Source organism: Cellulomonas sp. P22, from assembly GCF_044392165.1.
Map to the genome: position 1 here is coordinate 33,201 of NZ_JBISBW010000009.1, position 19,693 is coordinate 52,893.

The 19,693-nt window shown below is 73.7% G+C and carries 23 protein-coding genes and 3 tRNA genes; 13 read left to right on the forward strand and 13 right to left on the reverse strand.

The window, feature by feature from the left end; genetic code table 11:
• Nucleotides 1-88: 88 nt before the first annotated feature.
• The gene (locus tag ACGIF2_RS11985) at nucleotides 89-1,075 is read left to right on the forward strand and encodes a DNA-3-methyladenine glycosylase 2 (RefSeq protein ID WP_396046889.1); all 987 of its coding nucleotides are present in this window, start codon (nucleotides 89-91) and stop codon (nucleotides 1,073-1,075) included.
• Here ACGIF2_RS11985 and ACGIF2_RS11990 read toward each other — a convergent pair.
• The 3 genes from ACGIF2_RS11990 to ACGIF2_RS12000 form a co-directional block, all read right to left on the reverse strand.
• Nucleotides 1,059-1,328 (reverse strand): DUF3618 domain-containing protein, encoded by a 270-nt coding sequence (locus ACGIF2_RS11990; RefSeq protein ID WP_396046891.1) that lies wholly within the window; start codon nucleotides 1,326-1,328, stop codon nucleotides 1,059-1,061. The genes ACGIF2_RS11985 and ACGIF2_RS11990 overlap by 17 nt on opposite strands.
• Nucleotides 1,325-1,735, reverse strand: coding sequence for a phage holin family protein (locus ACGIF2_RS11995; protein WP_396046893.1), 411 nt, complete (start codon nucleotides 1,733-1,735; stop codon nucleotides 1,325-1,327). Before ACGIF2_RS11995 ends, ACGIF2_RS11990 begins: the two co-directional genes overlap by 4 nt.
• A gap of 93 nt (nucleotides 1,736-1,828) precedes the next feature.
• A complete protein-coding gene (locus ACGIF2_RS12000; protein ID WP_396046895.1) occupies nucleotides 1,829-2,266 on the reverse strand; it encodes a phage holin family protein in 438 nt (145 codons plus the stop codon).
• 350 nt (nucleotides 2,267-2,616) lie between these two features.
• Here ACGIF2_RS12000 and ACGIF2_RS12005 point away from each other — a divergent pair, with 350 nt between their 5' ends.
• Together ACGIF2_RS12005 and nrdI are read left to right on the forward strand one after the other, a co-directional pair.
• Nucleotides 2,617-3,162, forward strand: coding sequence for a DUF1269 domain-containing protein (locus tag ACGIF2_RS12005; protein ID WP_396046897.1), 546 nt, complete (start codon nucleotides 2,617-2,619; stop codon nucleotides 3,160-3,162).
• A gap of 162 nt (nucleotides 3,163-3,324) precedes the next feature.
• Nucleotides 3,325-3,762 (forward strand): class Ib ribonucleoside-diphosphate reductase assembly flavoprotein NrdI, encoded by a 438-nt coding sequence (nrdI, locus tag ACGIF2_RS12010; protein WP_396046899.1) that lies wholly within the window; start codon nucleotides 3,325-3,327, stop codon nucleotides 3,760-3,762.
• A 31-nt stretch (nucleotides 3,763-3,793) separates the two neighbouring features.
• On the opposite strand, the gene ACGIF2_RS12015 is transcribed toward nrdI, so the two are convergent.
• From ACGIF2_RS12015 to ACGIF2_RS12035, 5 genes are all read right to left on the reverse strand, one after another.
• On the reverse strand, nucleotides 3,794-4,057 hold the full coding sequence (locus ACGIF2_RS12015; RefSeq protein WP_396046901.1) for a CDGSH iron-sulfur domain-containing protein: 264 nt from the start codon (nucleotides 4,055-4,057) through the stop codon (nucleotides 3,794-3,796).
• Nucleotides 4,054-5,100 carry an iron-containing redox enzyme family protein gene (locus ACGIF2_RS12020; protein WP_396046903.1) on the reverse strand — a complete coding sequence of 349 codons (1,047 nt, stop codon included), beginning with the start codon at nucleotides 5,098-5,100 and terminating at the stop codon, nucleotides 4,054-4,056. The genes ACGIF2_RS12015 and ACGIF2_RS12020 overlap by 4 nt, the downstream gene beginning before the upstream one ends.
• Nucleotides 5,101-5,366: 266 nt before the next feature.
• Nucleotides 5,367-5,439: transfer RNA gene (locus ACGIF2_RS12025), tRNA-Phe, on the reverse strand.
• Between the two features lie 41 nt (nucleotides 5,440-5,480).
• A tRNA-Asp gene (locus ACGIF2_RS12030) sits at nucleotides 5,481-5,554 on the reverse strand.
• A gap of 34 nt (nucleotides 5,555-5,588) precedes the next feature.
• Nucleotides 5,589-5,661, reverse strand: a tRNA-Glu gene (locus ACGIF2_RS12035).
• A gap of 145 nt (nucleotides 5,662-5,806) precedes the next feature.
• Between ACGIF2_RS12035 and ACGIF2_RS12040 the strand changes: the two genes are divergently transcribed.
• Both ACGIF2_RS12040 and ACGIF2_RS12045 read left to right on the forward strand, forming a co-directional pair.
• Nucleotides 5,807-6,160 (forward strand): metallopeptidase family protein, encoded by a 354-nt coding sequence (locus tag ACGIF2_RS12040; RefSeq protein ID WP_396046905.1) that lies wholly within the window; start codon nucleotides 5,807-5,809, stop codon nucleotides 6,158-6,160.
• A gap of 64 nt (nucleotides 6,161-6,224) precedes the next feature.
• Nucleotides 6,225-7,208: an LLM class flavin-dependent oxidoreductase gene (locus tag ACGIF2_RS12045; RefSeq protein WP_396046907.1), complete on the forward strand. Its 984-nt coding sequence runs from the start codon at nucleotides 6,225-6,227 to the stop codon at nucleotides 7,206-7,208.
• Here ACGIF2_RS12045 and galE read toward each other — a convergent pair.
• Nucleotides 7,179-8,138, reverse strand: a complete 960-nt coding sequence (gene galE / locus ACGIF2_RS12050; RefSeq protein WP_396046909.1) for a UDP-glucose 4-epimerase GalE — start codon at nucleotides 8,136-8,138, stop codon at nucleotides 7,179-7,181. The two genes, ACGIF2_RS12045 and galE, sit on opposite strands and share 30 nt — an antisense overlap.
• Before the next feature lie 130 nt (nucleotides 8,139-8,268).
• On the opposite strand from galE, the gene ACGIF2_RS12055 reads away from it, so the two are divergent.
• Genes ACGIF2_RS12055 through ACGIF2_RS12080 form a run of 6 tightly spaced genes read left to right on the forward strand, consistent with a single transcriptional unit; the run spans nucleotide 8,269 to nucleotide 13,483 of the window.
• Nucleotides 8,269-9,390, forward strand: a complete 1,122-nt coding sequence (locus ACGIF2_RS12055; RefSeq protein ID WP_396046911.1) for a polyprenyl synthetase family protein — start codon at nucleotides 8,269-8,271, stop codon at nucleotides 9,388-9,390.
• Complete coding sequence (locus tag ACGIF2_RS12060) at nucleotides 9,390-10,283, forward strand: phytoene/squalene synthase family protein (protein WP_396046913.1); 894 nt, start codon at nucleotides 9,390-9,392, stop codon at nucleotides 10,281-10,283. The genes ACGIF2_RS12055 and ACGIF2_RS12060 overlap by 1 nt, the downstream gene beginning before the upstream one ends.
• Nucleotides 10,280-11,944, forward strand: a complete 1,665-nt coding sequence (crtI, locus tag ACGIF2_RS12065; protein ID WP_396046915.1) for a phytoene desaturase family protein — start codon at nucleotides 10,280-10,282, stop codon at nucleotides 11,942-11,944. Before ACGIF2_RS12060 ends, crtI begins: the two co-directional genes overlap by 4 nt.
• Nucleotides 11,941-12,276, forward strand: a complete 336-nt coding sequence (locus ACGIF2_RS12070; protein ID WP_396046917.1) for a lycopene cyclase domain-containing protein — start codon at nucleotides 11,941-11,943, stop codon at nucleotides 12,274-12,276. Before crtI ends, ACGIF2_RS12070 begins: the two co-directional genes overlap by 4 nt.
• A complete protein-coding gene (locus tag ACGIF2_RS12075) occupies nucleotides 12,273-12,617 on the forward strand; it encodes a lycopene cyclase domain-containing protein (protein WP_396046919.1) in 345 nt (114 codons plus the stop codon). The genes ACGIF2_RS12070 and ACGIF2_RS12075 overlap by 4 nt, the downstream gene beginning before the upstream one ends.
• Nucleotides 12,614-13,483: a prenyltransferase gene (locus tag ACGIF2_RS12080; RefSeq protein ID WP_396046921.1), complete on the forward strand. Its 870-nt coding sequence runs from the start codon at nucleotides 12,614-12,616 to the stop codon at nucleotides 13,481-13,483. Before ACGIF2_RS12075 ends, ACGIF2_RS12080 begins: the two co-directional genes overlap by 4 nt.
• A 22-nt stretch (nucleotides 13,484-13,505) precedes the next feature.
• On the opposite strand, the gene surE is transcribed toward ACGIF2_RS12080, so the two are convergent.
• Entirely contained in the window at nucleotides 13,506-14,267 is a 762-nt protein-coding gene (gene surE, locus ACGIF2_RS12085) for a 5'/3'-nucleotidase SurE (RefSeq protein ID WP_396046923.1), read from the reverse strand.
• 105 nt (nucleotides 14,268-14,372) lie between these two features.
• Here surE and ACGIF2_RS12090 point away from each other — a divergent pair, with 105 nt between their 5' ends.
• Together ACGIF2_RS12090 and ACGIF2_RS12095 are read left to right on the forward strand one after the other, a co-directional pair.
• On the forward strand, nucleotides 14,373-15,983 hold the full coding sequence (locus ACGIF2_RS12090) for a mechanosensitive ion channel domain-containing protein (protein WP_396046925.1): 1,611 nt from the start codon (nucleotides 14,373-14,375) through the stop codon (nucleotides 15,981-15,983).
• A gap of 129 nt (nucleotides 15,984-16,112) precedes the next feature.
• Nucleotides 16,113-16,394 carry an adhesin gene (locus tag ACGIF2_RS12095; RefSeq protein WP_396046927.1) on the forward strand — a complete coding sequence of 94 codons (282 nt, stop codon included), beginning with the start codon at nucleotides 16,113-16,115 and terminating at the stop codon, nucleotides 16,392-16,394.
• A gap of 106 nt (nucleotides 16,395-16,500) precedes the next feature.
• Here the strand turns inward: ACGIF2_RS12095 and ACGIF2_RS12100 are convergent, their stop codons facing one another.
• The 3 genes from ACGIF2_RS12100 to ACGIF2_RS12110 all read right to left on the reverse strand — a co-directional run bounded on the left by ACGIF2_RS12100 (nucleotide 16,501) and on the right by ACGIF2_RS12110 (nucleotide 19,693).
• On the reverse strand, nucleotides 16,501-16,746 hold the full coding sequence (locus tag ACGIF2_RS12100; RefSeq protein WP_396046929.1) for a GlsB/YeaQ/YmgE family stress response membrane protein: 246 nt from the start codon (nucleotides 16,744-16,746) through the stop codon (nucleotides 16,501-16,503).
• Between the two features lie 101 nt (nucleotides 16,747-16,847).
• Nucleotides 16,848-18,638 (reverse strand): ABC transporter ATP-binding protein, encoded by a 1,791-nt coding sequence (locus tag ACGIF2_RS12105; RefSeq protein WP_396046931.1) that lies wholly within the window; start codon nucleotides 18,636-18,638, stop codon nucleotides 16,848-16,850.
• On the reverse strand, nucleotides 18,635-19,693 hold the full coding sequence (locus ACGIF2_RS12110; protein WP_396046933.1) for an ABC transporter permease: 1,059 nt from the start codon (nucleotides 19,691-19,693) through the stop codon (nucleotides 18,635-18,637). Before ACGIF2_RS12110 ends, ACGIF2_RS12105 begins: the two co-directional genes overlap by 4 nt.

Consider the following 19,693-nt stretch of genomic DNA (forward strand, 5'->3'; position numbering starts at 1 on the left):
TCAGCGCGGCATGTGAGCGCGCACATCACGCGTTGGTCGTGACCTGCGTGTCAGTCCACGTGTCAGTCCAGTGGTCGATGCTGGAGGCATGAGCCACGCCGTCTCTGCCGCCACGCACCACCCCGGCGGCACGTCGCTCGTCGAGCTCCCGCACCGCGGGCCGTTCGACGCGGGCGCGTGGTTCCGGCACGTCGCGGACCGCGCGATCCCTGGTCTCGAGCGTGCTGAGGTCCTCGCCGCGCCCGGCCCGCACGCCTACGCCGTCACGCGGATCGTCCACGGCGTCCCTGGCGAGGACGCCGTGGTCGCGACCGTGCTGCTCAGCGCCGACGGCACGCGGGTCGAGGTGCGGCTCGAGGGCGGCCCGCTCGCGGCGCACGAGCGGGCCTGCGGGCGCCTGCGGCGCTGGCTCGACCTCGACATCGACCCCGCGCACGTCGCCGCCGCGCTCGGCGACGACCCGCTGATCGGACCGCTGCTCGCCACCCGGCCCGGGCTCCGGGTGCCCGGCACCTGCGACCCGTTCGAGCTCGCGGTCCGGGCGGTCCTCGGCCAGCAGGTCTCGACGGCCGCGGCCCGCACCGTGGCCGGTCGGCTCGTCGCGGCCTACGGCTCTCCCGGTCCCCGCGGGCTCCTGGCCTTCCCCAGCCCCGCACGGCTCGCCGGGCTGCCCGTCGCGGCGATGCGCGAGCTCGGGCTCAACACCGGACGTGCATCGACCGTCGGCGTGCTCGCCCGCGCGGTCCTGGGCGGCCTCCCGCTCGAACCCGGACCCGACGTCGACCCCGCTCGGGTGCGCGCCCAGCTCCTCGCCCTGCCCGGCATCGGCCCGTGGACCGTCGACTACGTCGAGCTCCGGGCGTGGGGCGGCGCCGACGTGTTCCCCGCAGGCGACCTCGTGCTGCGGCGCGCCCTGGCCGAGCTGCCCGGAGGCACCGGTGCACCGGTCGACGTGCGCGCGACGGCGGCGCACGCGCTGCGATGGAGCCCCTGGCGCGGGTATGCCGCGCAGCACCTGTGGTCGGCCTGGTCGGCCCGCGCCCCCCGAGTACGGGCGGTCAGTGCCGGCGGATGATGCCCGTCACGACGAGCCCGACCACCCCGGCGGCCGCGCCGAGGACGATGCGGGCCCGCTTGCGGGCCGAGGGGTCCGCCTTCGGGTCGGTGCCCACGGCGTCCCGCACCAGCTTGCGGCCGTTCTCGACCGCCTCGGAGGCCTGGGTGCGCGGGTCGAGGCGGGTGCTCAGCTCGTCGACCGTGGCGGCCAGCTCGGCACGGGTGGCCGCGAGCTCGGCCTCGAGGGCTGTGATCTTGGGGTCGGTGCTCACGAGTGCATTCCTCCCTTGACGGCGTCGACGTCGAGCTTGAGGTTCTCCTTGGTGGACTCGACCGGCGGTGTCCCCGACTGCAGCTTGTTCTTGCCCAGCAGCGCGAGGATCGCGGTGATGACCAGCAGCACGACCGCGATGATCAGCGCGGCGAGCCAGGCGTCGACCGCGTTCGCCAGACCCAGCACCGCCGTGGCCACCAGCGTCGCGAACGCGAAGAAGCCGAAGAACCCGGCACCCACGAGGAGCCCGATCCCGACGCCGGCCTTCTTCGCGGTCGCCGCCATCTCGGCCTTGGCCAGGTCGATCTCGGCGCGCACCAGACGTGCACCCTGCTCGCTCAGCTGACCGACGAGCTTGCCGATCGAACGTCGTTCGTCGGACTCCCACTGCGATCCCGTGGACATGACCTCACCCTCCGTCCGCACGCGGTGTGTGCGTTGCTGGTCACAGTCTGGTGGTCCTGGCCGCCGGATGCGCGTTCAGCACGCCGTAACCGCTCAGTCGGCCCAGGGGTGGATCAGCTCCTCGAGCTCCGGCTCGAGGGGCGGAGGAACCACGCGGGTCGGCTGGGGGAGGCGGTGCCGCCCCCACGCGGCCAGCCCGGCGGCGGCCAGCACCACGGCCGCCCCGATGATCAGGAGCGCGAGCCACAGCCACACGACCGCCGACAGGGCGACGACCGCGGCAGCCAGGAACAGGGCGATGCCGAACAGCGTCAGCAGCGCCGCCCCCCCGAACGCGATCGCGCTCGGGCGGATCTCGACGGCACGGGCCTTGACCGATCGGCTCACCGCGTCGATCTCGGCCTGCAGGGACGCCCGGACCTTGTCCTCGACCTGCGTGATCTTGTCGCGTGCCATGCCCGTGAACGGTTCGGCGAAGCGGTCGAAGAATCGGCCAGAGCGCGGTCGCTCGGTGCCGGTGGTCTCGCTCACAGGGGGTGCCTCCGTCGTCGTTGTCGTCGCGCGCGACAGCCTAGGCCCGCGGACCTGCGACGACGGTGAGCCGGGACGCGGCAAGACATGTCGGTCCGGCCGTTGGGACGTGGGCCGCCGGGGCCGGGCGGTTGCGGGCCGTGGGGACTCGCCTTAGATGGAGATCCAGGGGTGGTGCAGAAGTCCGTGCAGAAGACCGGGGGATCTTCGATGGCGAAGGACGTGCGGCCGTGCGCCGCCCGTGACGCGGCGCGACCCGCGCCCGTGAACCTCCCGACATCCACCGCGTCCCGGTCGGCAGCAGCCGGCGACCGCGCCACCCGACGGAGCACATCGAACGGAGTCACACCATGGCACTGGACGAGTTCGTCATCATCGTCAACACCTACGACAACGTGGACGACGCCCTCGCGGACTACGACGCCGCACGAGCGCTCTACGAGGACTGGGACCTGGGCGACACGTACGACGCCGCGGTCGTGACCCACCGCGACGACGGCAAGGTCAAGATCGTCAAGCGGCACGAGCAGCCCGTGGTCCAGGGCGGCGTGGCCGGTCTCGGCATCGGCCTGGCCGTCGGTGCCCTCTCGGCGCTGTTCCCGGCCGTCGCGATCGGGGCAGGGCTCGCCTGGGGTGCGGGCGGCGGTCTCGTGCTGGGGGCCATCACCGGGCACGTCGCGGGCGGGGTGAGCCGCAAGGACATCAAGGAGCTCGGAGACGAGCTCGACGCGGGGCAGAGCGCGGTGCTGATCGTCGCGGCGGAGGACGTGCAGGCCCGCGTCGACGCCGCGCTCACGCGGGGGCGGAAGATCCTCAAGAAGCAGCTCAAGGCGGACAAGAAGGAGGTCGAGGCGGCGATCGCCGAGGCCCACGCCGAGGCTGCTGCCGCCGCCTGAGCCGCCGCGTCGACCGGACGACGTGCGGCGGGGCACGTCGTCCGGTCGACGGGCGTGCGCACGGGCGTACGCAGCGTGGTGGACGACAGCGTGGTGCACGACACCGCGCCGCAGGGACCATCGTCCGGCCGGTGCGCCCTCGCGCGCTGGTTGCATCGGACGATGCGTCCCACCCCGCTCTACTACTACTCGAGCGCGAGCGGGCTCGTGCGCGCGTTCGCCGAGCGCCTCGACCGGCCCGTCTTCAACCTCGCCGAGCGCGAGCACCGGCTCAGCGAGGTCGACGGGCCGTGGGTCCTGCTCACCCCGTCGTACAAGACCGGCAACGACAGCAACGACACGATCCCCGAGGCTGTGCGCCGCTTCCTGCGCTCGGACGTGAACCGGCGCCGGCTCGTGGGGGTCATGGGATCGGGCAACCGGAACTTCGGGCGGCACTACCAGATGGCCGCGCGGGAGATCGCGCGTCGCTCGGGGCGGCCCATGCTGTTCGAGTTCGAGCTCTCGGGCACCCCGTGGGACGTCGACGAGGGGCGCCGGATCCTCGAGGACCTCGACGTGGCCCTCGACGCCGCGCACCCGGGGGCCGACGCCCGCTGAGGCCGGCGCCCCCCGCGCGGCGGTCAGGACCTCAGGCCGGGGGCTCCGTGGTGCGGAACCCGACGGCCTTGTGCGACCCGTCGCAGAAGGGTGCGATCCCGGTGGCCCCGCAGCGGCACAGCGCCACCGTCCGACGACGGCGGGGGACGGGCTCACCGGACGGTGTGCGGATCTCGACGTCTCCCCGCACGAGGAGGGGCCCGTCGGGGCAGGGCACGACCACGGTGGGCCGGGGCCTCGGGGCAGGCACCTCTCCCGCCGAGACGCGCGCCTTCGCGTCGTCGCGGTCGCTCATGCGCGTCGCCCCAGGGTCTGGGCCGCCGCCGACGGCTGCCGCAGGGCCGTCTCCCCGCGCTCCCAGCGCTCCACGAGGTGGGCGCCCACGAGCCCGTCCACGTGCAGGCACGCGGCCGCACCGAACAGCACGTCATGGTGCAGGGCCGGCTCCTGCTCGACCAGCTTGCCGGCGAGGTCGCGGCCGGCGATCTGCTCGTGCACGGCGTCCGCCTCGACGTGCTCGTCGAAGTACCACGTGACGGCCGCGTCGTACCCGTGCCGACGGAAGCCGTTGCCGTAGAGCCTGTTCGGCAGCGACGACGTCATCTCGAACGCGGCGAGATGCCCGACGATCGCCCCGCGCAGGCGGCGGTGCAGCCCGAACATCGACATCATGTTGACCGAGGCGAGGGTGACAGCGGGCAGCTGGTCGACGTAGGCGCCGTAGGTGTCGTCCAGGCCGAGGCCGCGCATCGTGCCGGCGAACAGTGCCGAGTGCATGCGTTCCGGGTCGCCGCCGCCGTACTCGTCCGCCTGGATCTCGACCAGCGCCGCCTTGGGTCCGCCCGCGAGCCGGGGGATGGCCCAGGTGTGCGGGTCGGCCTCCTTGAGCTGGTACACCGAGCGGTGGATCAGCAGCTCGTGGAGCTGGTCGTCGGTGGCGCGCTTGGCCACGTAGCCCGACAGGCCGGGCCCACCGTCAGCCGCCGCGAGGGCGAACAGGGCGGTGGCGACGTCGTCGCCGCTGGCACCGACGTCCTCCGGGACGTCGACCTGGGCGCGCAGGACAGACTCGAACGCCTCCTCGATCCGCGCCCGCAGGCCCAGGAGCTCCGGCGACCACTCCCACCGGTCGTCCACGCCCTCCACGCCGCGGTAGTGCAGCGCGTAGAGCGTGAACAGCGTCGCCTGCAGGTCCTCGTCGCGCAGCACGTCCTGCGAACGAGCGAGCGCCGCGTCGACGGCGGCGTGGGCCGCGCCCGTGCCGGCCTGGCCGGGGTCGGAGCTCAGCAGCGTCCCGACGGCAGCTCCGACCTCGCCGCGCACCTCAGGCATCTTCATCGGTGTCCTCCCTGCTGTGCAGGTGCTGTCGTGCGACGTGTCTCATCGATCACGTGGTCCTCCGGGGGGTGGGGGGACGTGGCCGTCTCCTCAGCGCTGAGTCGTCGGCCGCCGGTCGGGGTGCCGAGGTCCGCTGCCAACCCTGGCCCGGAAGTGCCGACCGTGCATCCGGTGGACGGGGGCGACCGCGGCGCCAGGACGGCCCCGGGAACGACGAAGCCCCGCACCGGATCCCGGGCGGGGCTCGTTCTCGTGGACGTTCTCTGTGGCCACTGGCAGGGTCGAACTGCCGACCTTTCGATTTTCAGTCGAACGCTCTACCAACTGAGCTAAGTGGCCGAACCGACAACACCCGGTCAGATGACCGGGTGCGTATCGAGCGACCCCGACGGGACTTGAACCCGCGACCTCCGCCGTGACAGGGCGGCGCGCTAACCAACTGCGCTACGGGGCCTTGTGGTGAGACAAGGTTCCTGCAGTACTGCTCGTACCCCCAACGGGATTCGAACCCGTGCTACCGCCGTGAAAGGGCGGGGTCCTAGGCCGCTAGACGATGGGGGCGGGACTGCCCCTGACGTCGAGGCGTCTTCAGACCGGTGTTAACCATACGGTCTGCTGCGCCAAACACCAAAAGCGCAGGTCAACCGGGTTCTCAGCGGTCTCCCGCTGCGAACCTGGACAAGCATAACCGAGGGAAGATGGGTCCATGGTGCACATGTCCCGCGAGGACTTCGAGCTCGCCGTGAGCGACGCTCTCGACCTCATCCCGCCCGAGCTCGCGGCGCAGATCGACAACGTGGTGGTGCTGGTCGAGGACGACGCGCCCGCGGACGACCCCGAGCTGCTCGGGGTGTACGACGGGACGCCGCTGACCGAGCGCGGAGACTCGTGGGCGATGGGCTCGCTCCCGGACCGCATCACGATCTTCCGCAACCCGACGCTCGCGATCTGCGCCGACCGCGACGAGGTGGTCGACGAGGTCGCGGTCACGGTGGTGCACGAGATCGCCCACCACTTCGGCATCGACGACGCGCGTCTGCACGAGCTCGGCTGGGCCTGAGGCGCCGGGGCCCCGCCGCCGCCGCCGTGGCAGGGGCTCAGCGGGCGGCGGTTAGCGTTCTCGTATGGATCTGGGTGTTCGTGTGGGTGTCGTCCTGCTGCCGCAGGAGCGCTGGGCCGTCGCGCGGGAACGGTGGCAGCGGGCCGAGGAGTACGGGTTCGACCACGCCTGGACCTACGACCACCTGGCGTGGCGCTCGCTCGCGGACGAGCCCTGGTTCGCGACGGTGCCGCTGCTGGCCGCCGCGGCGGCCGTGACGACGCGCATCGGGCTGGGGACGTGGGTCACCTCGCCCAACTTCCGGCACCCGGTGCCGCTCGCCAAGGACGTGCTGGGCCTCGACGACATCAGCGGCGGCCGGTTCGTGCTCGGCGTCGGCGCGGGAGGCGAGGGCTTCGACGCGTCCGTGCTGGGTGCGCCGCTCACCCGGCCGCAGCGCACGCGCCGGTTCGAGGAGTTCGTGGGGCTGCTCGACGCGCTGCTCACGCAACCCGTGACCGAGCACGCGGGCGAGTTCTACGAGGCCCACGGCGCGCGCATGGTGCCCGGCACGCTCACGCAGCCACGGGTGCCGTTCGTGGTCGCGGCGAACGGGCCGCGGGCCATGGCGGTCGCGGCACGCCACGGTCAGGGCTGGGCGACGTTCGGGCCGACGTTCGGCCCCGAGCCCGACGACCCGGGGCTGACGCCCGGCCAGGCGCAGGAGCGGTGGTGGGCGGGTCTCGCGGACATGGTGCGCGTGTTCGACGACGTGGTCGCGAGAGAGCAGGCGGTCTCAGGGCCCGGTGCGGGTCCGACGCGCCGCTACCTGAACCTCGACGGCGCCCCGCTGTACTCGCTGAGCTCGCCGGGCCTCGCCCTCGAGGGCGTCGAGCGCGCCGCTGCCCTGGGTTTCACGGACGTCGTCGTCCACTGGCCCCGCCCCGAAGGCGTCTACGCCGGCTCCGAGTCCACCCTCGACCACCTGGCCACCCACCTCCACCCCACCGACCCACCACCCGGCGAATGGGGGGTGGGGTCAGGGGGTGGGGTGGGAGCGCCAGGCTGAGGTGACCATGTCGGCGAGGGTGTGGCGCATGGTCCAGTCGAGGTCGCGGGCGGCGTTCTTGCCGGAGGCGACGATGCGGGCCGGGTCACCGGGACGCCGCGGGGCGACCTCGGGCTCGAAGTCGATGCCCGTCGCCTCGGCCATGGCCGTCATGATCTGGCGCACCGAGACGCCGTCGCCCGAGCCCAGGTTGTAGACGGGGTCGAGCGCGCGGCCCTCCGCCAGCGCGCGCGCCGCGGCGACGTGCGAGGTGGCCAGATCGGCCACGTGCACGTAGTCGCGCACGCACGTGCCGTCCGGCGTCGGGTAGTCGTCGCCGTTGATGCGGGGCGTGCGACCGGCCGCGAGCGCGTCGAGCACGAGCGGGAACAGGTTGTGCGGGCTCGAGTCGAACAGCTCGGGGGTGCCCGATCCGACCACGTTGAAGTAGCGCAGCGACGTGTGGCGCAGGCCGGTCGCGCGGCCCTGGTCGCGCAGCAGCCACTCGCCGATGAGCTTGGACTCGCCGTAGGGCGACTCGGGGGCCGTCGCGGTCTGCTCGGTCACCAGGTCGGTGTCGGGGGTGCCGTACACGGCCGCGCTCGACGAGAACACGATCTTGTCGACGCCGCTCGTGGCCATCGCGGCGAGCAGGTGCGCGGTGCCGGTGACGTTCTGCTCGTACGTGTGCAGGGGTCGGTCGACCGACACGCCGGCGTACTTGAAGCCCGCGAGGTGCACGACGCCGGTCACGCCGTGCTCGGCGAGCGTCGCGGCGACGAGCTCGGCGTCGAGGATCGAGCCCTGGACGAACGGCACGTCGTCGGGCACGAACGAGGCGTGGCCGCTCGACAGGTCGTCGAGGACGACCGCACCCAGCCCGACCTCGCGGAACGCGCGGACGACGTGCGACCCGATGTACCCGGCACCGCCGGTGACCAGCCATGTCATGGCACGCACCCTACTCGCGACCGTCGTGCAGGCCTCCCATACCGGGCGCAGAGGTGAGAGCCTGAGAACTCGGTGGCGACAGGGGAGATGCTCAGTATGCTGAGCATTCGCCGATCGAGGGGAGGGTGCCGTGAAAGAGCACGTCAGCACCACAGGTTCCCGGACGAACCGCTCCGGCGCGGACGCCCGTGCCGGGTCGTTCGCGGCCGACGTCGGCGATGCCCTCGCCCAGACCACCGCCGTGCTCGACCGGTACCTCGCCGGTCGACGCGACCAGGCCGCGCACGTCGCGCTGCCCTACGCCCAGCTCTGGGACGTGCTCGCCGACCAGGTGGGCGGCAAGCTGCTGCGCCCGCGCCTGACCCTCGCGGCCTACCTGGGCCTCGGCGGCACCGACGTCGACGCTGTGACGCCGGTCGCGGCCGCGCAGGAGCTCGTGCACACCGCGATGCTCGCGCACGACGACCTGCTCGACCACGACGAGGTCCGCCGCGGCCACCCCAACCTCGCCGGCACCTACCGCGCACAGCTCGCGCGGGACGGGGTGGTGGGCCGTGCGGCCGACGACCAGGTCGTCGCCGCGGGGCTGCTCGGGGGCGACCTCGCGCTGGTGTCGGCGTTCGAGCTCGTCGCCTCGGCCCCCGTGGACGCGACGCTGCGGGTGGCGATCGTGGGCCTGCTGGCCCGCAGCATCGGCACCACCGTCGCGGGCGAGCTGCTCGACGTGGCGGCCGAGCTGCGTGAACCGTCCGAGGTCGACCCGATGCTCGTCGCCGAGCTCAAGACCGCCGCGTACTCGTGCTCGGGGCCGCTGGCCGCCGGCGCGATGCTCGCCCACGCGTCGAGCACCACCCACGTGCACCTCGAACGGTTCGGCAGCGCGCTCGGCATCGCGTTCCAGCTGGTCGACGACGACCTGGGCGTGTTCGGCGACCCGGCGTGGACCGGCAAGTCGACGCTCTCGGACCTGCGCCAGGGCAAGCGCACCGAGCTGCTGCGCCTGACGTACGTGCTGGCCGACGACGCGGGCCGGCGGCTGCTCGACGCTCTCGTGGGCGACCCCGACCTCGACGAGGACGGCGCCGACCGGGTGCGCGCGGTGATGACGGCCAGCGGTGCGCGCGACCGGACCCTGGCACTGGCGGCCGGGGCGGCGCGGTCCGCGCGCGAACGGGCCGAGCAGGCCCTGCCCGATCCGCTCGCCGGGTACCTGGTCGGCCTCGTGGACGAGCTCGACGGACGGGGACGCTGATGGGTGGTCGGGCGGACGAGCTGTACGACGTGACGGCGCGCCGCGCGAGCCGCGCCGTGCTGGCGGAGTACTCGACGTCGTTCGGGCTCGGCACCCGGCTGCTGGGGGGCCGGGCGCGGCGGGACATCGAGGCTGTGTACGCGCTCGTGCGGATCGCCGACGAGGTGGTGGACACCTACCGGGGCCCGGACGCGGGTGCGCTGCTCGACGAGCTCGAGGCGCAGACCTCGCGGGCCCTGGTCTCGGGGCACTCGACCAACCTCGTGGTGCACGCGTTCGCCCGGACAGCGGCGCGCACGGGCATCGGGCACGACGAGGTCGACCCGTTCTTCGCGTCGATGCGCACCGACCTGACCGTGCGCGTCCACGACCGGGGCTCGTACGAGCGCTACGTGTACGGGTCGGCCGAGGTCGTGGGGCTCATGTGCCTCGCGGTCTTCCTGAACGCCGACCGGCAGCCAGGCGAGCCGGTGCGCCGCCCGGCGCCGACGCTGGTCACGGGCGCCCGCGCGCTCGGCGCCGCGTTCCAGAAGATCAACTTCCTGCGCGACCTCGGTGCCGACACGGACGACCTGGGGCGCAGCTACTTCCCCGGGGTCGAGGCCGGGACGCTCGACCAGGAGCAGCTCGACGAGATCCTCGCCGAGATCGGGCACGACCTCGCCGCCGCCCGCGCCGCGCTGCCCGGGCTGCCGCGGCGGGCCCGGCTCGCGGTCGCGGCCACGCTCGGGCTGTACGACCGGCTGCTGGGGGTCCTGGCCTGCACCCCGCCCGACGAGCTGCTCGCGCGGCGCGTCCGGCTCGCGGGGCCACGCAAGCTCGCTGTGGTCGCCCGGTCCGTCGCCGGGGAGCTGCGCACCGGTGGCACCGGGGCTGCGAGGGTCGACGCATGAGGGGCCGCGTCGTGGTGGTCGGCGGGGGAGTGGGAGGCCTGGCCACGGCCGCGCTGCTCGCCCGCGGTGGCGCGCAGGTCACCCTCCTCGAGCGGCACGACCAGGTGGGCGGGCGCGTCGGGACCACCACGTTCGACGGCTTCCGTTTCGACACCGGTCCGTCCTGGTACTTCATGCCCGAGGTCGTCGAGCACCTGTTCGCGCTGCTCGGCGAGCGGGTCGAGGACCACCTCGACCTCGTGCAGCTCGAGCACGCGTACCGCGTGTTCCCCGAGCCGGCCGGGGCGGGACCTGCCGTGCCGCTCGACGTGCTGGCCGATCCCGAGCTCAACTGGAAGACGTTCGAGGGGCTCGAACCCGGTGCGGGCGAGGCGATGCGCGCCTACGCGGCCGACTCGACCGAGGCGTACCGCACCGCGCTCGACCACTTCCTGTACACGACGTTCGAGCGGCCCGACCGCGCGCTCTCGGCCGACGTGCTGCGGCGCGCGGGCACGCTCGCGGCGCTGCTCACCCGGCCGCTCGCCGACAAGGTGGCCCGGGCGGTCGAGCACCCGGTGCTGCGCCAGGTGCTCGGCTACCACGCCGTGTTCCTGGGCTCCTCGCCGTACCGGGTGCCCGCGCTCTACTCGCTCATGAGCCACCTCGACCTGGTCGACGGCGTGCGCTACCCGCGCGGCGGCATGTACACGCTGGTGGAGGCGCTCGAGCGGGTCGCGCGCGCCCACGGGGTGGCGATACGCACGGGGGCCGACGTCACAGCGATCGAGGTCGACGACGCCCCGCGCACCGTGCGCCACCCGCGCCGCACCGGGGTCGCACGCGGGGTGCGGCTCGCCACGGGCGAGCTCGTCGAGGCCGACGTCGTCGTCTCGGGTGCCGACCGGCACCACACCGAGACCGCACTCCTCTCGGACGCCCACCGCTCGCTGCCCGAGCCCTGGTGGGAACGGCGCGGCCCGGGGATCTCCGCGCTGCTCGTCCTCGCGGGGGTGCGCGGCGAGCTGCCCGAGCTCGCGCACCACTCGCTGTTCTTCACGCGCGACTGGCCCGGGAACTTCACGGACATCCTCGGCGACGGCCGCAGCACCGACCCGGCCGCGCTGCGTGTGCCGCACGCGGCGTCGCTGTACGTCTCGCGCACGAGCGCGACCGATCCCGGTGCGGCCCCCGCCGGCCACGAGAACCTGTTCGTGCTCGTGCCGTTCCCGGCCGACGCGGCCCTCGGCGCCGACCCCGCGTCGCGCGCCGAGCTCGAGGCGCACGCCGACCGGTACCTCGACCAGGTGGGTGCGTGGGCGGGCGTCGCCGACCTGCGTGCCCGTGTCGTGACCCGGCGGGTCATCGGGCCGGCGGACTTCGCCCGAGACTTCTCGGCGTGGCGCGGCACCGCGCTCGGCATGGAGCACACGCTGCGGCAGAGCGCGATGTTCCGTCCCGGGGACGCCTCGGCGCGTGTCCCCAACCTGCTGCACGTCGGCGGTGGCACGATCCCCGGTGTGGGGCTGCCGATGTGCCTGATCAGCGCCGAGCTCGTGGTCAAGCGGCTGCTCGGTGAGACGTCCGCGCGCCCGCTGCCGGCGCCGCTGCGGCCCGGCTATCTCGACGCCGCCCGGCCCCGCGGGCTCTGGCGCACGGCCCGTCAGGGCGGACACCGGTGATCGGGTTCGTCTACCTCGCTGCCCTGCTCGTCTCGCTCGCCGGTCTCGCGGCCATCGACCGCACCCACCGGCTCGCGTTCTGGGCCGACTGGCGGCGCACGGCGCTGTGCCTGGGTGTCGGCGTCGTGGGGTTCCTGCTCTGGGACGGCGCGGGCCTCGCGCTGCGGATCTTCGCGCGCGGCGACAGCCCGCACATGACGGGCCTGCTGCTGGCCCCTGAGCTGCCCGTCGAGGAGGCCGTGTTCCTCACGCTGCTCTGCTACGTCGCGCTGCTCGCGTGGCGCTGGTTCGACCGTGCGGCGCAGGGCCGCGAGCGCGAGCGTGCCCGATGACCAACGCTCTGCTCAACGTGATCGTGCTGGGGGTCCTCGGGCTGGTGTGCGCCCCGGTGCTGCGACGCCTGCGCGGCTGGCCGATCGTGTGGACGGTGGCGCACCTGGTCGTCCTGACCCTCGTGTTCGACACGCTCATGATCGATGTCGGGCTGTACGCGTACGACCCCGCGAAGATCCTCGGGGTCTACGTGTGGGGTGCGCCGCTCGAGGACTTCGCGTACCCGGTCGCGGCGGGGCTGGCGATGCCGGTGCTGTGGACGGTGCTGGGCCGCCGGGGGCCGGCGACCCAGCGCGGGCCCGCGGAGGAGCGCGAGGCCGCCGACGGGACGGACGCGTGAAGCAGCTGCTCGCGGCGTCGCGGCCGTTCTCGTGGGTCAACACCGCCTACCCGTTCGCGGCCGGCTACGTCATGGCCACGGGCGGGCGCGTCGACGTGACGCTCGTGGTCGGCACGCTGTTCTTCCTCGGGCCGTACAACCTGCTGATGTACGGGGTGAACGACGTCTTCGACTACGCGTCCGACCTGCGCAACCCGCGCAAGGGCGGCATCGAGGGCGCGCTCGCCGACCCGGCCGTGGCCCGCGGGGTGCACCGACGCATCCTGTGGGCCTGCGTCGTGGTGACGGTGCCGTTCGTGGTGTGGCTGCTCGCGCAGGGTTCGGTGGCGGCCGGGGTCACGCTGCTCGGCGTCCTGTTCCTGGTCGTCGCCTACTCGGCACCCGTGCTCCGGTTCAAGGAGCGCCCGGTGCTGGACTCGTTCACCTCGGCCATGCACTTCGTCGGGCCGCTGCTGTACGCGCTCGTGCTGGTGGGCGAGGACCTCGCGAGCAGACAGGTGTGGCCCGTGCTCGTCGCGTTCGTGCTGTGGGGCATGGCCTCGCACGCGTTCGGCGCGGTGCAGGATGTGCGGGCGGACCGGGAGGGCGGCATCGCGTCGGTCGCGACCGTGCTCGGTGCCCACCCCACGGTCGTCGCGGCGACCGTGGGATACGCGCTCGCGGCCGGGGTGCTGGTGGCCCTGCCGTGGCCCGGGCGGATCGCCGCGCTGCTGCCGCTGCCCTACGCGCTGAACAGCGCCGCCGCGTGGACCGTGCGCGACGACGACTGCGAGCGCGCCAACCGGGGCTGGCGACGGTTCCTGTGGCTCAACCTCGTGACCGGGTTCCTGGTGACCATGCTGCTGATCGCCACCGCCCTCGGCTGAGGCTGTCCGCCCGGCAGCGTGGTCAGCCCGGCAGCACGACCGGGGCCAGCGGTGACACGTCGTCCGACGTGGGCGCGTTGACCAGGCTCACGGTGGCCCAGCCGCGGGCGAGCAGCGCCGCGTCGGTGTCGTCGTCGGGCGACTCGTCGGGTCGGGAGTAGGTCACCACGACCTCGCCGCCGTCACGCTCCTCGACGTGGGCCTGGGCCGCGCCGAACGACGCGAGCCGCGCACGCCGCACGCCCCGGAGCTCGGTGAGCGGGACGTCGGGCACGTTGAGGTTGACCACGCGGGCCCGGGCCGGGTCGGCGACGAGGACCCGCAGCACCGCGAGCGCGCACGCCTCGGCGGTGTCCCAGTGCACGGGATCGGGGGCGGCGAGCGACACGGCGAGGCCCTCGATGCCGTGCGTGGAGCCCGTGAAGACGGCCCCCACGGTGCCCGAGTGGAGCACGGCGCGGCCCGTGTTGGGCCCGCGGTTGACGCCCGAGAGCACCAGGTCGGGCGGCAGGCCGAACCGGCCTCGTGCCGCGGCGAGCGTGATCAGCCCCGGGGTCGCGTCGACCGCGAGGCACGGCACGTCCTCGGGGACCCCCGGCGCGCGGACCTCGGCCGCCTCGAGCCGGCCGAGGTGCTCGGCGCCCGTGAGGGCCGCGCTCGAGCCCGACGCGTCGTGCCCGGGGGCCGCGACGAGCACCTCGGCCCCGAGGGCCCGCGCGGCGCGGACCAGCACCGCGAGACCGGGCGAGGCGATCCCGTCGTCGTTCGTCACCAGCACGCGCACCGTGCGACCTCCTCGTCGGGTTGCGTCGACCCTTCCACGCCCTCGGCCTCGGCGCCCGGGCTGCGTGGCCGAGCGGTCGGCGCACGCCGCGCTTACCCTGTCGAGGTGATCCTGGCTGCGGCGGTCTCCGACCCGAGCGAGGTCGTCGTCCCGATCCTCGTGCTGGTGGGGTGCGCGGTGGCGTCGTTCCTCGCCGCCGGGATCGTGTCCGTCGTGGCCCGCAGGCTGGCGCGGCGGTCCGCGATCACGACCGAGGTGACGAGGCGTTCGCGGACCCCCCTGCGCGTCACGTTCCTGCTGATCTCGATCTGGGTCGGGATCGCGATCTCGACCGACCCCGCGCGGTGGACGCGTGCCGTGCTCCACGGCCTGTTCATCGCGCTCGTCGTCTCGGTCGCCTGGCTCATCGGGACGCTCGCGTTCGTGGTCGAGGACGCGATGCTGCACCGCTTCCGGGTCGACGTGCCCGACAACCGGCAGGCCCGGCGCATCCGGACCCAGATCATCGTGCTCCGCCGCATGACGGTGGTGGTGCTCGTGATCTGCGCGTCGGCGGGCATCCTGATGACGTTCCCCGAGGCCCGGGGGGTGGGTGCGAGCCTGTTCGCCTCGGCCGGTCTGCTGTCGATCGTCGCGGGCCTCGCCGCGCAGAGCTCCCTCGCCAACTTCTTCGCGGGCGTGCAGCTCGCGTTCACCGACGCGATCCGCGTCGACGACGTCGTGGTCGTCGCCGAGGAGTGGGGCCGCATCGAGGAGATCACCCTCACCTACGTCGTGGTGCACGTGTGGGACGACCGCCGGCTGATCCTGCCCTCGACGTACTTCACGACGACCCCGTTCGAGAACTGGACGCGCCGCGCCGCGGACCTGATCGGCGCCGTGGAGATCGACGTCGACTGGGAGGTGCCCGTCGAGGAGGTCCGCGGCGAGCTGACCCGGCTGCTCATGAGCACACCCCTGTGGGACAAGCGGGTCGGGGTGCTCCAGGTCACCGACGCGGTCCAGGGGTACGTGCGGCTGCGGGGGCTCGCGAGCGCCCGCGACGCCCCGACCCTGTTCGACCTGCGCTGCTTCGTGCGCGAGGGGCTGATCGCGTGGCTCCACGAGTACGCGCCGCAGGCGCTGCCCCGCACCCGCACCGCCTCGCTCGTGCGCATGGAGGGCGACGAGGGTCGCGCCATGCCCTCGCCCCAGCCGACCGCGCGCCCCGAACGATCGATGCCTGCCCGCTTCCCACCGGCGCGGACCGAGCCACGTCAGCCGGACCAGCGCGGGCCGCGCCCGGCTGACGCCGAGCCGAGCTCGCTGCCGCCCGGGGTCGTCCGGCGGCGGAGCGCCCGTGTCGCGACCCGCGCGGGGGCCGAGGTGCCTCCCGGGCCGCGGCCCGACGACACCCAGCGCATCGACATCGCGAGCGACTCGAGCATGTTCACGGGCAGCATCGAGGCGATCGAGCGGTCGCGGGCGTTCGCCGGGCCGGGTGAGGACGTCATCGCCGAGCGCGAGGCGAACGCCGCCGACCAGGCCTCGGGCCGCACCGGCGAGCAGCCCGTGCTGGGGCCCGACGGCACGGCTGTGATCCCCCCGCCCGACGACCGGCGCCTGGCCACCGGCGACAGCGCGGGCGGCGACACGGGCGGCGACGGTGGCGACGGCGATGGTGACGGTGGGCACGGCGGTGGGCCCGGCGGTGGCGGCGGGCACAGCGGCGCCTGACGTCCGAGACACGGTCTCGCCCAGCGGACACCCGGTTGCATCCCCCGGATGCCCTTGTGACGGTGGACGGGTCCGAAGGCGCCACCCCTCGGGGAACGGCGTCCTCACCGGAGATCGAGAGGAGCCCCTGTGCTCACCCTGACCGAGAACGCCGCGAGTGCTGTCGAGGACCTCACCACCCAGGCCGGGCTTCCCGCCTCGGGAGGTCTGCGCATCGCCGAGTCGGCTGACCAGATCGGCAGCTTCGAGCTCGCGCTCGTGACCGAGCCCGCACCCGGCGACGACATCGTGACGGAGGGCGCGGCGCACGTGTTCATCGCCCCCGAGACCTCCACGACGCTCGCCGACCAGCAGCTCGACGTGGAGGCCGCCGTCGGCGGTGCGGGCTTCACGCTCAGCCCCCAGGTCTGACCCACCCGAAGCCTGACCCACCCGAACCCGCACGCATCGCGAGGGGCGACGTCCACCCGGACGTCGCCCCTCGTCGCGCAGCACGGCACCGCGGATCGCGGCGGGATCAGCGTCTGAGCGCGCCGTACACCAGGAACACCAGCACCGCGCCGATGATCGCCAGCAGCCACGTCCACAACGAGAAGAACGACCCGAGCTCGACCCCGAACAGGATGCCGCCGAGCCAGCCCCCGACCATCGCGCCCAGCACGCCGAGCACCAGCGTGAGGAACCATCCAGCACCCTCGCCGAGCATGCTCTTGGCGATGGCCCCGACGATGAGGCCGAGGATCAGGAATGCGATGAAGCTCATGCGACGCCCCCTCCGCTGCGGGGGCGGCGCATGCCCCCTGGTGCTCCGAACCTCTCACCAGGGGGCATCCCACGCATCCGCTGGGCGGCGGCCGAGGGGCGTCAGGTGCCGACAGCCAGGCTCCGCCACGCGTCCCGCCGGGCGGCCTGCTCGACGGGGTCCGGCACCGGCAGCGAGGTCAGCAGGCGCTGCGTGTACGGGTGCTTCGGCGCGCCGAGCACCTCGTCGCCCGTGCCCTCCTCGACCAGCACGCCGCGGTGCAGCACAGCGATGCGGTCCGCGAGCATGTCCACCACGGCCAGGTCGTGGCTGATGAACAGGCACGCGAAGCCGAGCTCACGCTGCAGCCGACCGAACAGGTCGAGCACCCGGGCCTGCACCGACACGTCGAGCGCCGACGTGGGCTCGTCCGCGACCAGCAGCTCGGGGTCGAGCGCGAGCGCGCGGGCCAGGCTCGCGCGCTGCCGCTGACCTCCCGAGAGCTCGTGCGGGAACCGGGCACCGTAGGCCTTGGGCAGCTGCACAGCCTCGAGCAGCTGGTCGACGCGCTCGCGGGCGTCGACGGCGTCGCCCGCCAGGCCGTGCACGACGAGCGGCTCGGCGACGCACTCCGCGATCGTCAGCAGCGGGTTGAAGCTCGTGGCCGGGTCCTGGAACACGAAGCCGAGCCGGCGTCGTGCGGGCCGGAACTGCCGTTCACGCACCCCGTTCATCTCGACCCCGAGCACACGCAGCGATCCGTCGGTCACGGGCGTGAGCCCGGCGATCGCCCGCCCGATGGTCGTCTTGCCCGATCCGGACTCACCCACGAGCCCGAGCACCTCGCCCGGGCGGATCGTCAGGTCGACCCCGTCCACGGCTGTGAACCCGGGGCGGCGGAACCGGCCCGGGTACACGACGCGCAGGTCGCGGGCCTCGACCACCGGGGATACCGCCTCGTCGGGGGCCGGGGCCTCGGGGCGGTCCTGGACGTGGACGGGCACCGGGACCCGGTCGCGCAGCCGCTCGCCGCCCACCCGTGGCACGGCGTCGAGCAGCGCGCGCGTGTAGGGGTGCTGCGGGTCGGCGAACAGCGTGCGCACGTCGGCCTGCTCGACGATCTCGCCGCGGTACATCACGGCGACCCGGTCGGCGAGGTCCGCGACCACCCCCATGTTGTGGGTGATGAGCACGACGGCGGTGCCGAGCTCGCGGGGCAGGCGTCGCAGCAGGTCCAGGATCTCGGCCTGCACAGTGACGTCGAGCGCTGTGGTCGGCTCGTCGGCGACGATCAGGCCCGGGTCGAGCGCGAGGGCCTGAGCGATGACGATGCGCTGCTTCTGCCCGCCCGAGAACTGGTGCGGGTAGTGGTCGACCCGCTCCTCGGGGTCGGGGATGCCGACCTGGCGCAGCACGTCGATCGCCGCGGCGCGGGCCTGCGACCGTGACAGCCGACGGTGCGCGCGCAGCCCCTCGGCGATCTGCCAGCCGACCGGGTACACCGGGTTGAGCACCGTCGACGGCTCCTGGAACACCATCGCGACGTCACGGCCGCGCACGTCGCGCAGCCCGGTGCCGCGCAGCGTCACGACGTCGTGCGTCGCCGAGCCGTCCTTGCGGGTCAGCAGCACCGCGCCGTCCACGGTGGCCGTGGCTGGCAGCAGACCGAGCACCGAGCGGGCCGTGACGGTCTTGCCCGACCCGGACTCGCCGACGATCGCGAGCACCTCGCCCGCCGCGACGTGCAGGCTGACGCCCGCGACCGCGGGGACGTCGCCGCCGTCGGTCGCGAACGTGACCCGCAGGTCCTGGATCTCGACGACGGTGCGCGGCGCGTCACCCGTGCCGGCGTCCGCGGTGGCCGTAGGGCCCGGGGTGGGGGTCTCGTCGTGGTCGGTCGGGGGTGCGCTCATGCTCGTGCTCCGTCGTCGATGAGGTCCTCGAGCGCGTCCACCTCGGCCGGCGCCGACGCGGAGGTGCTCGCGGTGGACGCGGCCGCGCGGCGGTGCCGCAGCCGCGGGTCGGCGAGGTCGTTGAGCGACTCGCCCACGAGCGTGACGCCGAGGGTGGTCAGCACGATCGCGACGCCCGGGAAGACGGCCGTCCACCAGATCCCGCTCGTGACGTCCGACAGCGCCTTGTTGAGGTCGTAGCCCCACTCGGCCGCGGCCGACGGCTCGATGCCGAAGCCCAGGAAGCCCAGCCCGGCGAGCGTGAGGATCGCCTCCGAGCAGTTCAGGGTCATGATCAGCGGCAGCGTCCGCGTCGCGTTGCGCAGCACGTGCCGGCTCATGATGCGGACGTGGCTCGCGCCGACCACGCGGGCCGACTCGACGAAGGCCTCGGCCTTGATCCGGACCACCTCGGCCCTCACCACCCGGAAGTACTGCGGGATGAACACCACGGTGATCGAGATGGCCGCGGCCAGCACGCCGCCCCACATCGACGACTGCCCGCCGCTGATGACGATGGCCGCGACGATAGCGAGCAGCAGCGACGGGAACGCGTACACGGCGTCGGCGACGACCACGAGGACGCGGTCGAGCCAACCGCCGAAGTAGCCCGACAGCACGCCGAGCGCGACGCCCGCGAACAGCGACAGGGCGACAGCGACGACGATCACGAGCAGCGCTGTGCGGCCGCCCCACACGACGCGCGACAGCACGTCGTAGCCGCCGACGGTCGTGCCGAACCAGTGCGCCGCCGACGGTGCCTGCTGCGCGCCGAACGAGACGTCGCCGTCACGCAGCTGGTTGTAGCCGTAGGGCGCGAGCACGGGGGCCAGCGCCGCGACGAGCACGAAGAACGCGGTGATCACGAGGCCCGCGACGAGCATCCCGCGCTGCAGCCCCATGCTCTGACGCAGCTGGTGGACCACGGGCAGCCGCTTCCAACGGGCGACGTGCTCGGGGGCCAGGTCGGCCGGGGGAGTCGTGAGCGTGGGGGCCGGGGTGAGGGGGGTCGTCAT

Coding starts and splice junctions, on each gene's coding strand:
- ACGIF2_RS11985 (WP_396046889.1), top strand. CDS start 89: ATGAGCCACGCCGTCTCTGCCGCCACGCACCACCCCGGCGGCACGTCG.
- ACGIF2_RS11995 (WP_396046893.1), bottom strand. CDS start 1,735: ATGTCCACGGGATCGCAGTGGGAGTCCGACGAACGACGTTCGATCGGC.
- ACGIF2_RS12005 (WP_396046897.1), top strand. CDS start 2,617: ATGGCACTGGACGAGTTCGTCATCATCGTCAACACCTACGACAACGTG.
- nrdI (WP_396046899.1), top strand. CDS start 3,325: ATGCGTCCCACCCCGCTCTACTACTACTCGAGCGCGAGCGGGCTCGTG.
- ACGIF2_RS12015 (WP_396046901.1), bottom strand. CDS start 4,057: ATGAGCGACCGCGACGACGCGAAGGCGCGCGTCTCGGCGGGAGAGGTG.
- ACGIF2_RS12020 (WP_396046903.1), bottom strand. CDS start 5,100: ATGAAGATGCCTGAGGTGCGCGGCGAGGTCGGAGCTGCCGTCGGGACG.
- ACGIF2_RS12040 (WP_396046905.1), top strand. CDS start 5,807: ATGGTGCACATGTCCCGCGAGGACTTCGAGCTCGCCGTGAGCGACGCT.
- ACGIF2_RS12045 (WP_396046907.1), top strand. CDS start 6,225: ATGGATCTGGGTGTTCGTGTGGGTGTCGTCCTGCTGCCGCAGGAGCGC.
- galE (WP_396046909.1), bottom strand. CDS start 8,138: ATGACATGGCTGGTCACCGGCGGTGCCGGGTACATCGGGTCGCACGTC.
- ACGIF2_RS12060 (WP_396046913.1), top strand. CDS start 9,390: ATGGGTGGTCGGGCGGACGAGCTGTACGACGTGACGGCGCGCCGCGCG.
- crtI (WP_396046915.1), top strand. CDS start 10,280: ATGAGGGGCCGCGTCGTGGTGGTCGGCGGGGGAGTGGGAGGCCTGGCC.
- ACGIF2_RS12075 (WP_396046919.1), top strand. CDS start 12,273: ATGACCAACGCTCTGCTCAACGTGATCGTGCTGGGGGTCCTCGGGCTG.
- ACGIF2_RS12100 (WP_396046929.1), bottom strand. CDS start 16,746: ATGAGCTTCATCGCATTCCTGATCCTCGGCCTCATCGTCGGGGCCATC.
- ACGIF2_RS12105 (WP_396046931.1), bottom strand. CDS start 18,638: ATGAGCGCACCCCCGACCGACCACGACGAGACCCCCACCCCGGGCCCT.
- ACGIF2_RS12110 (WP_396046933.1), bottom strand. CDS start 19,693: ATGACGACCCCCCTCACCCCGGCCCCCACGCTCACGACTCCCCCGGCC.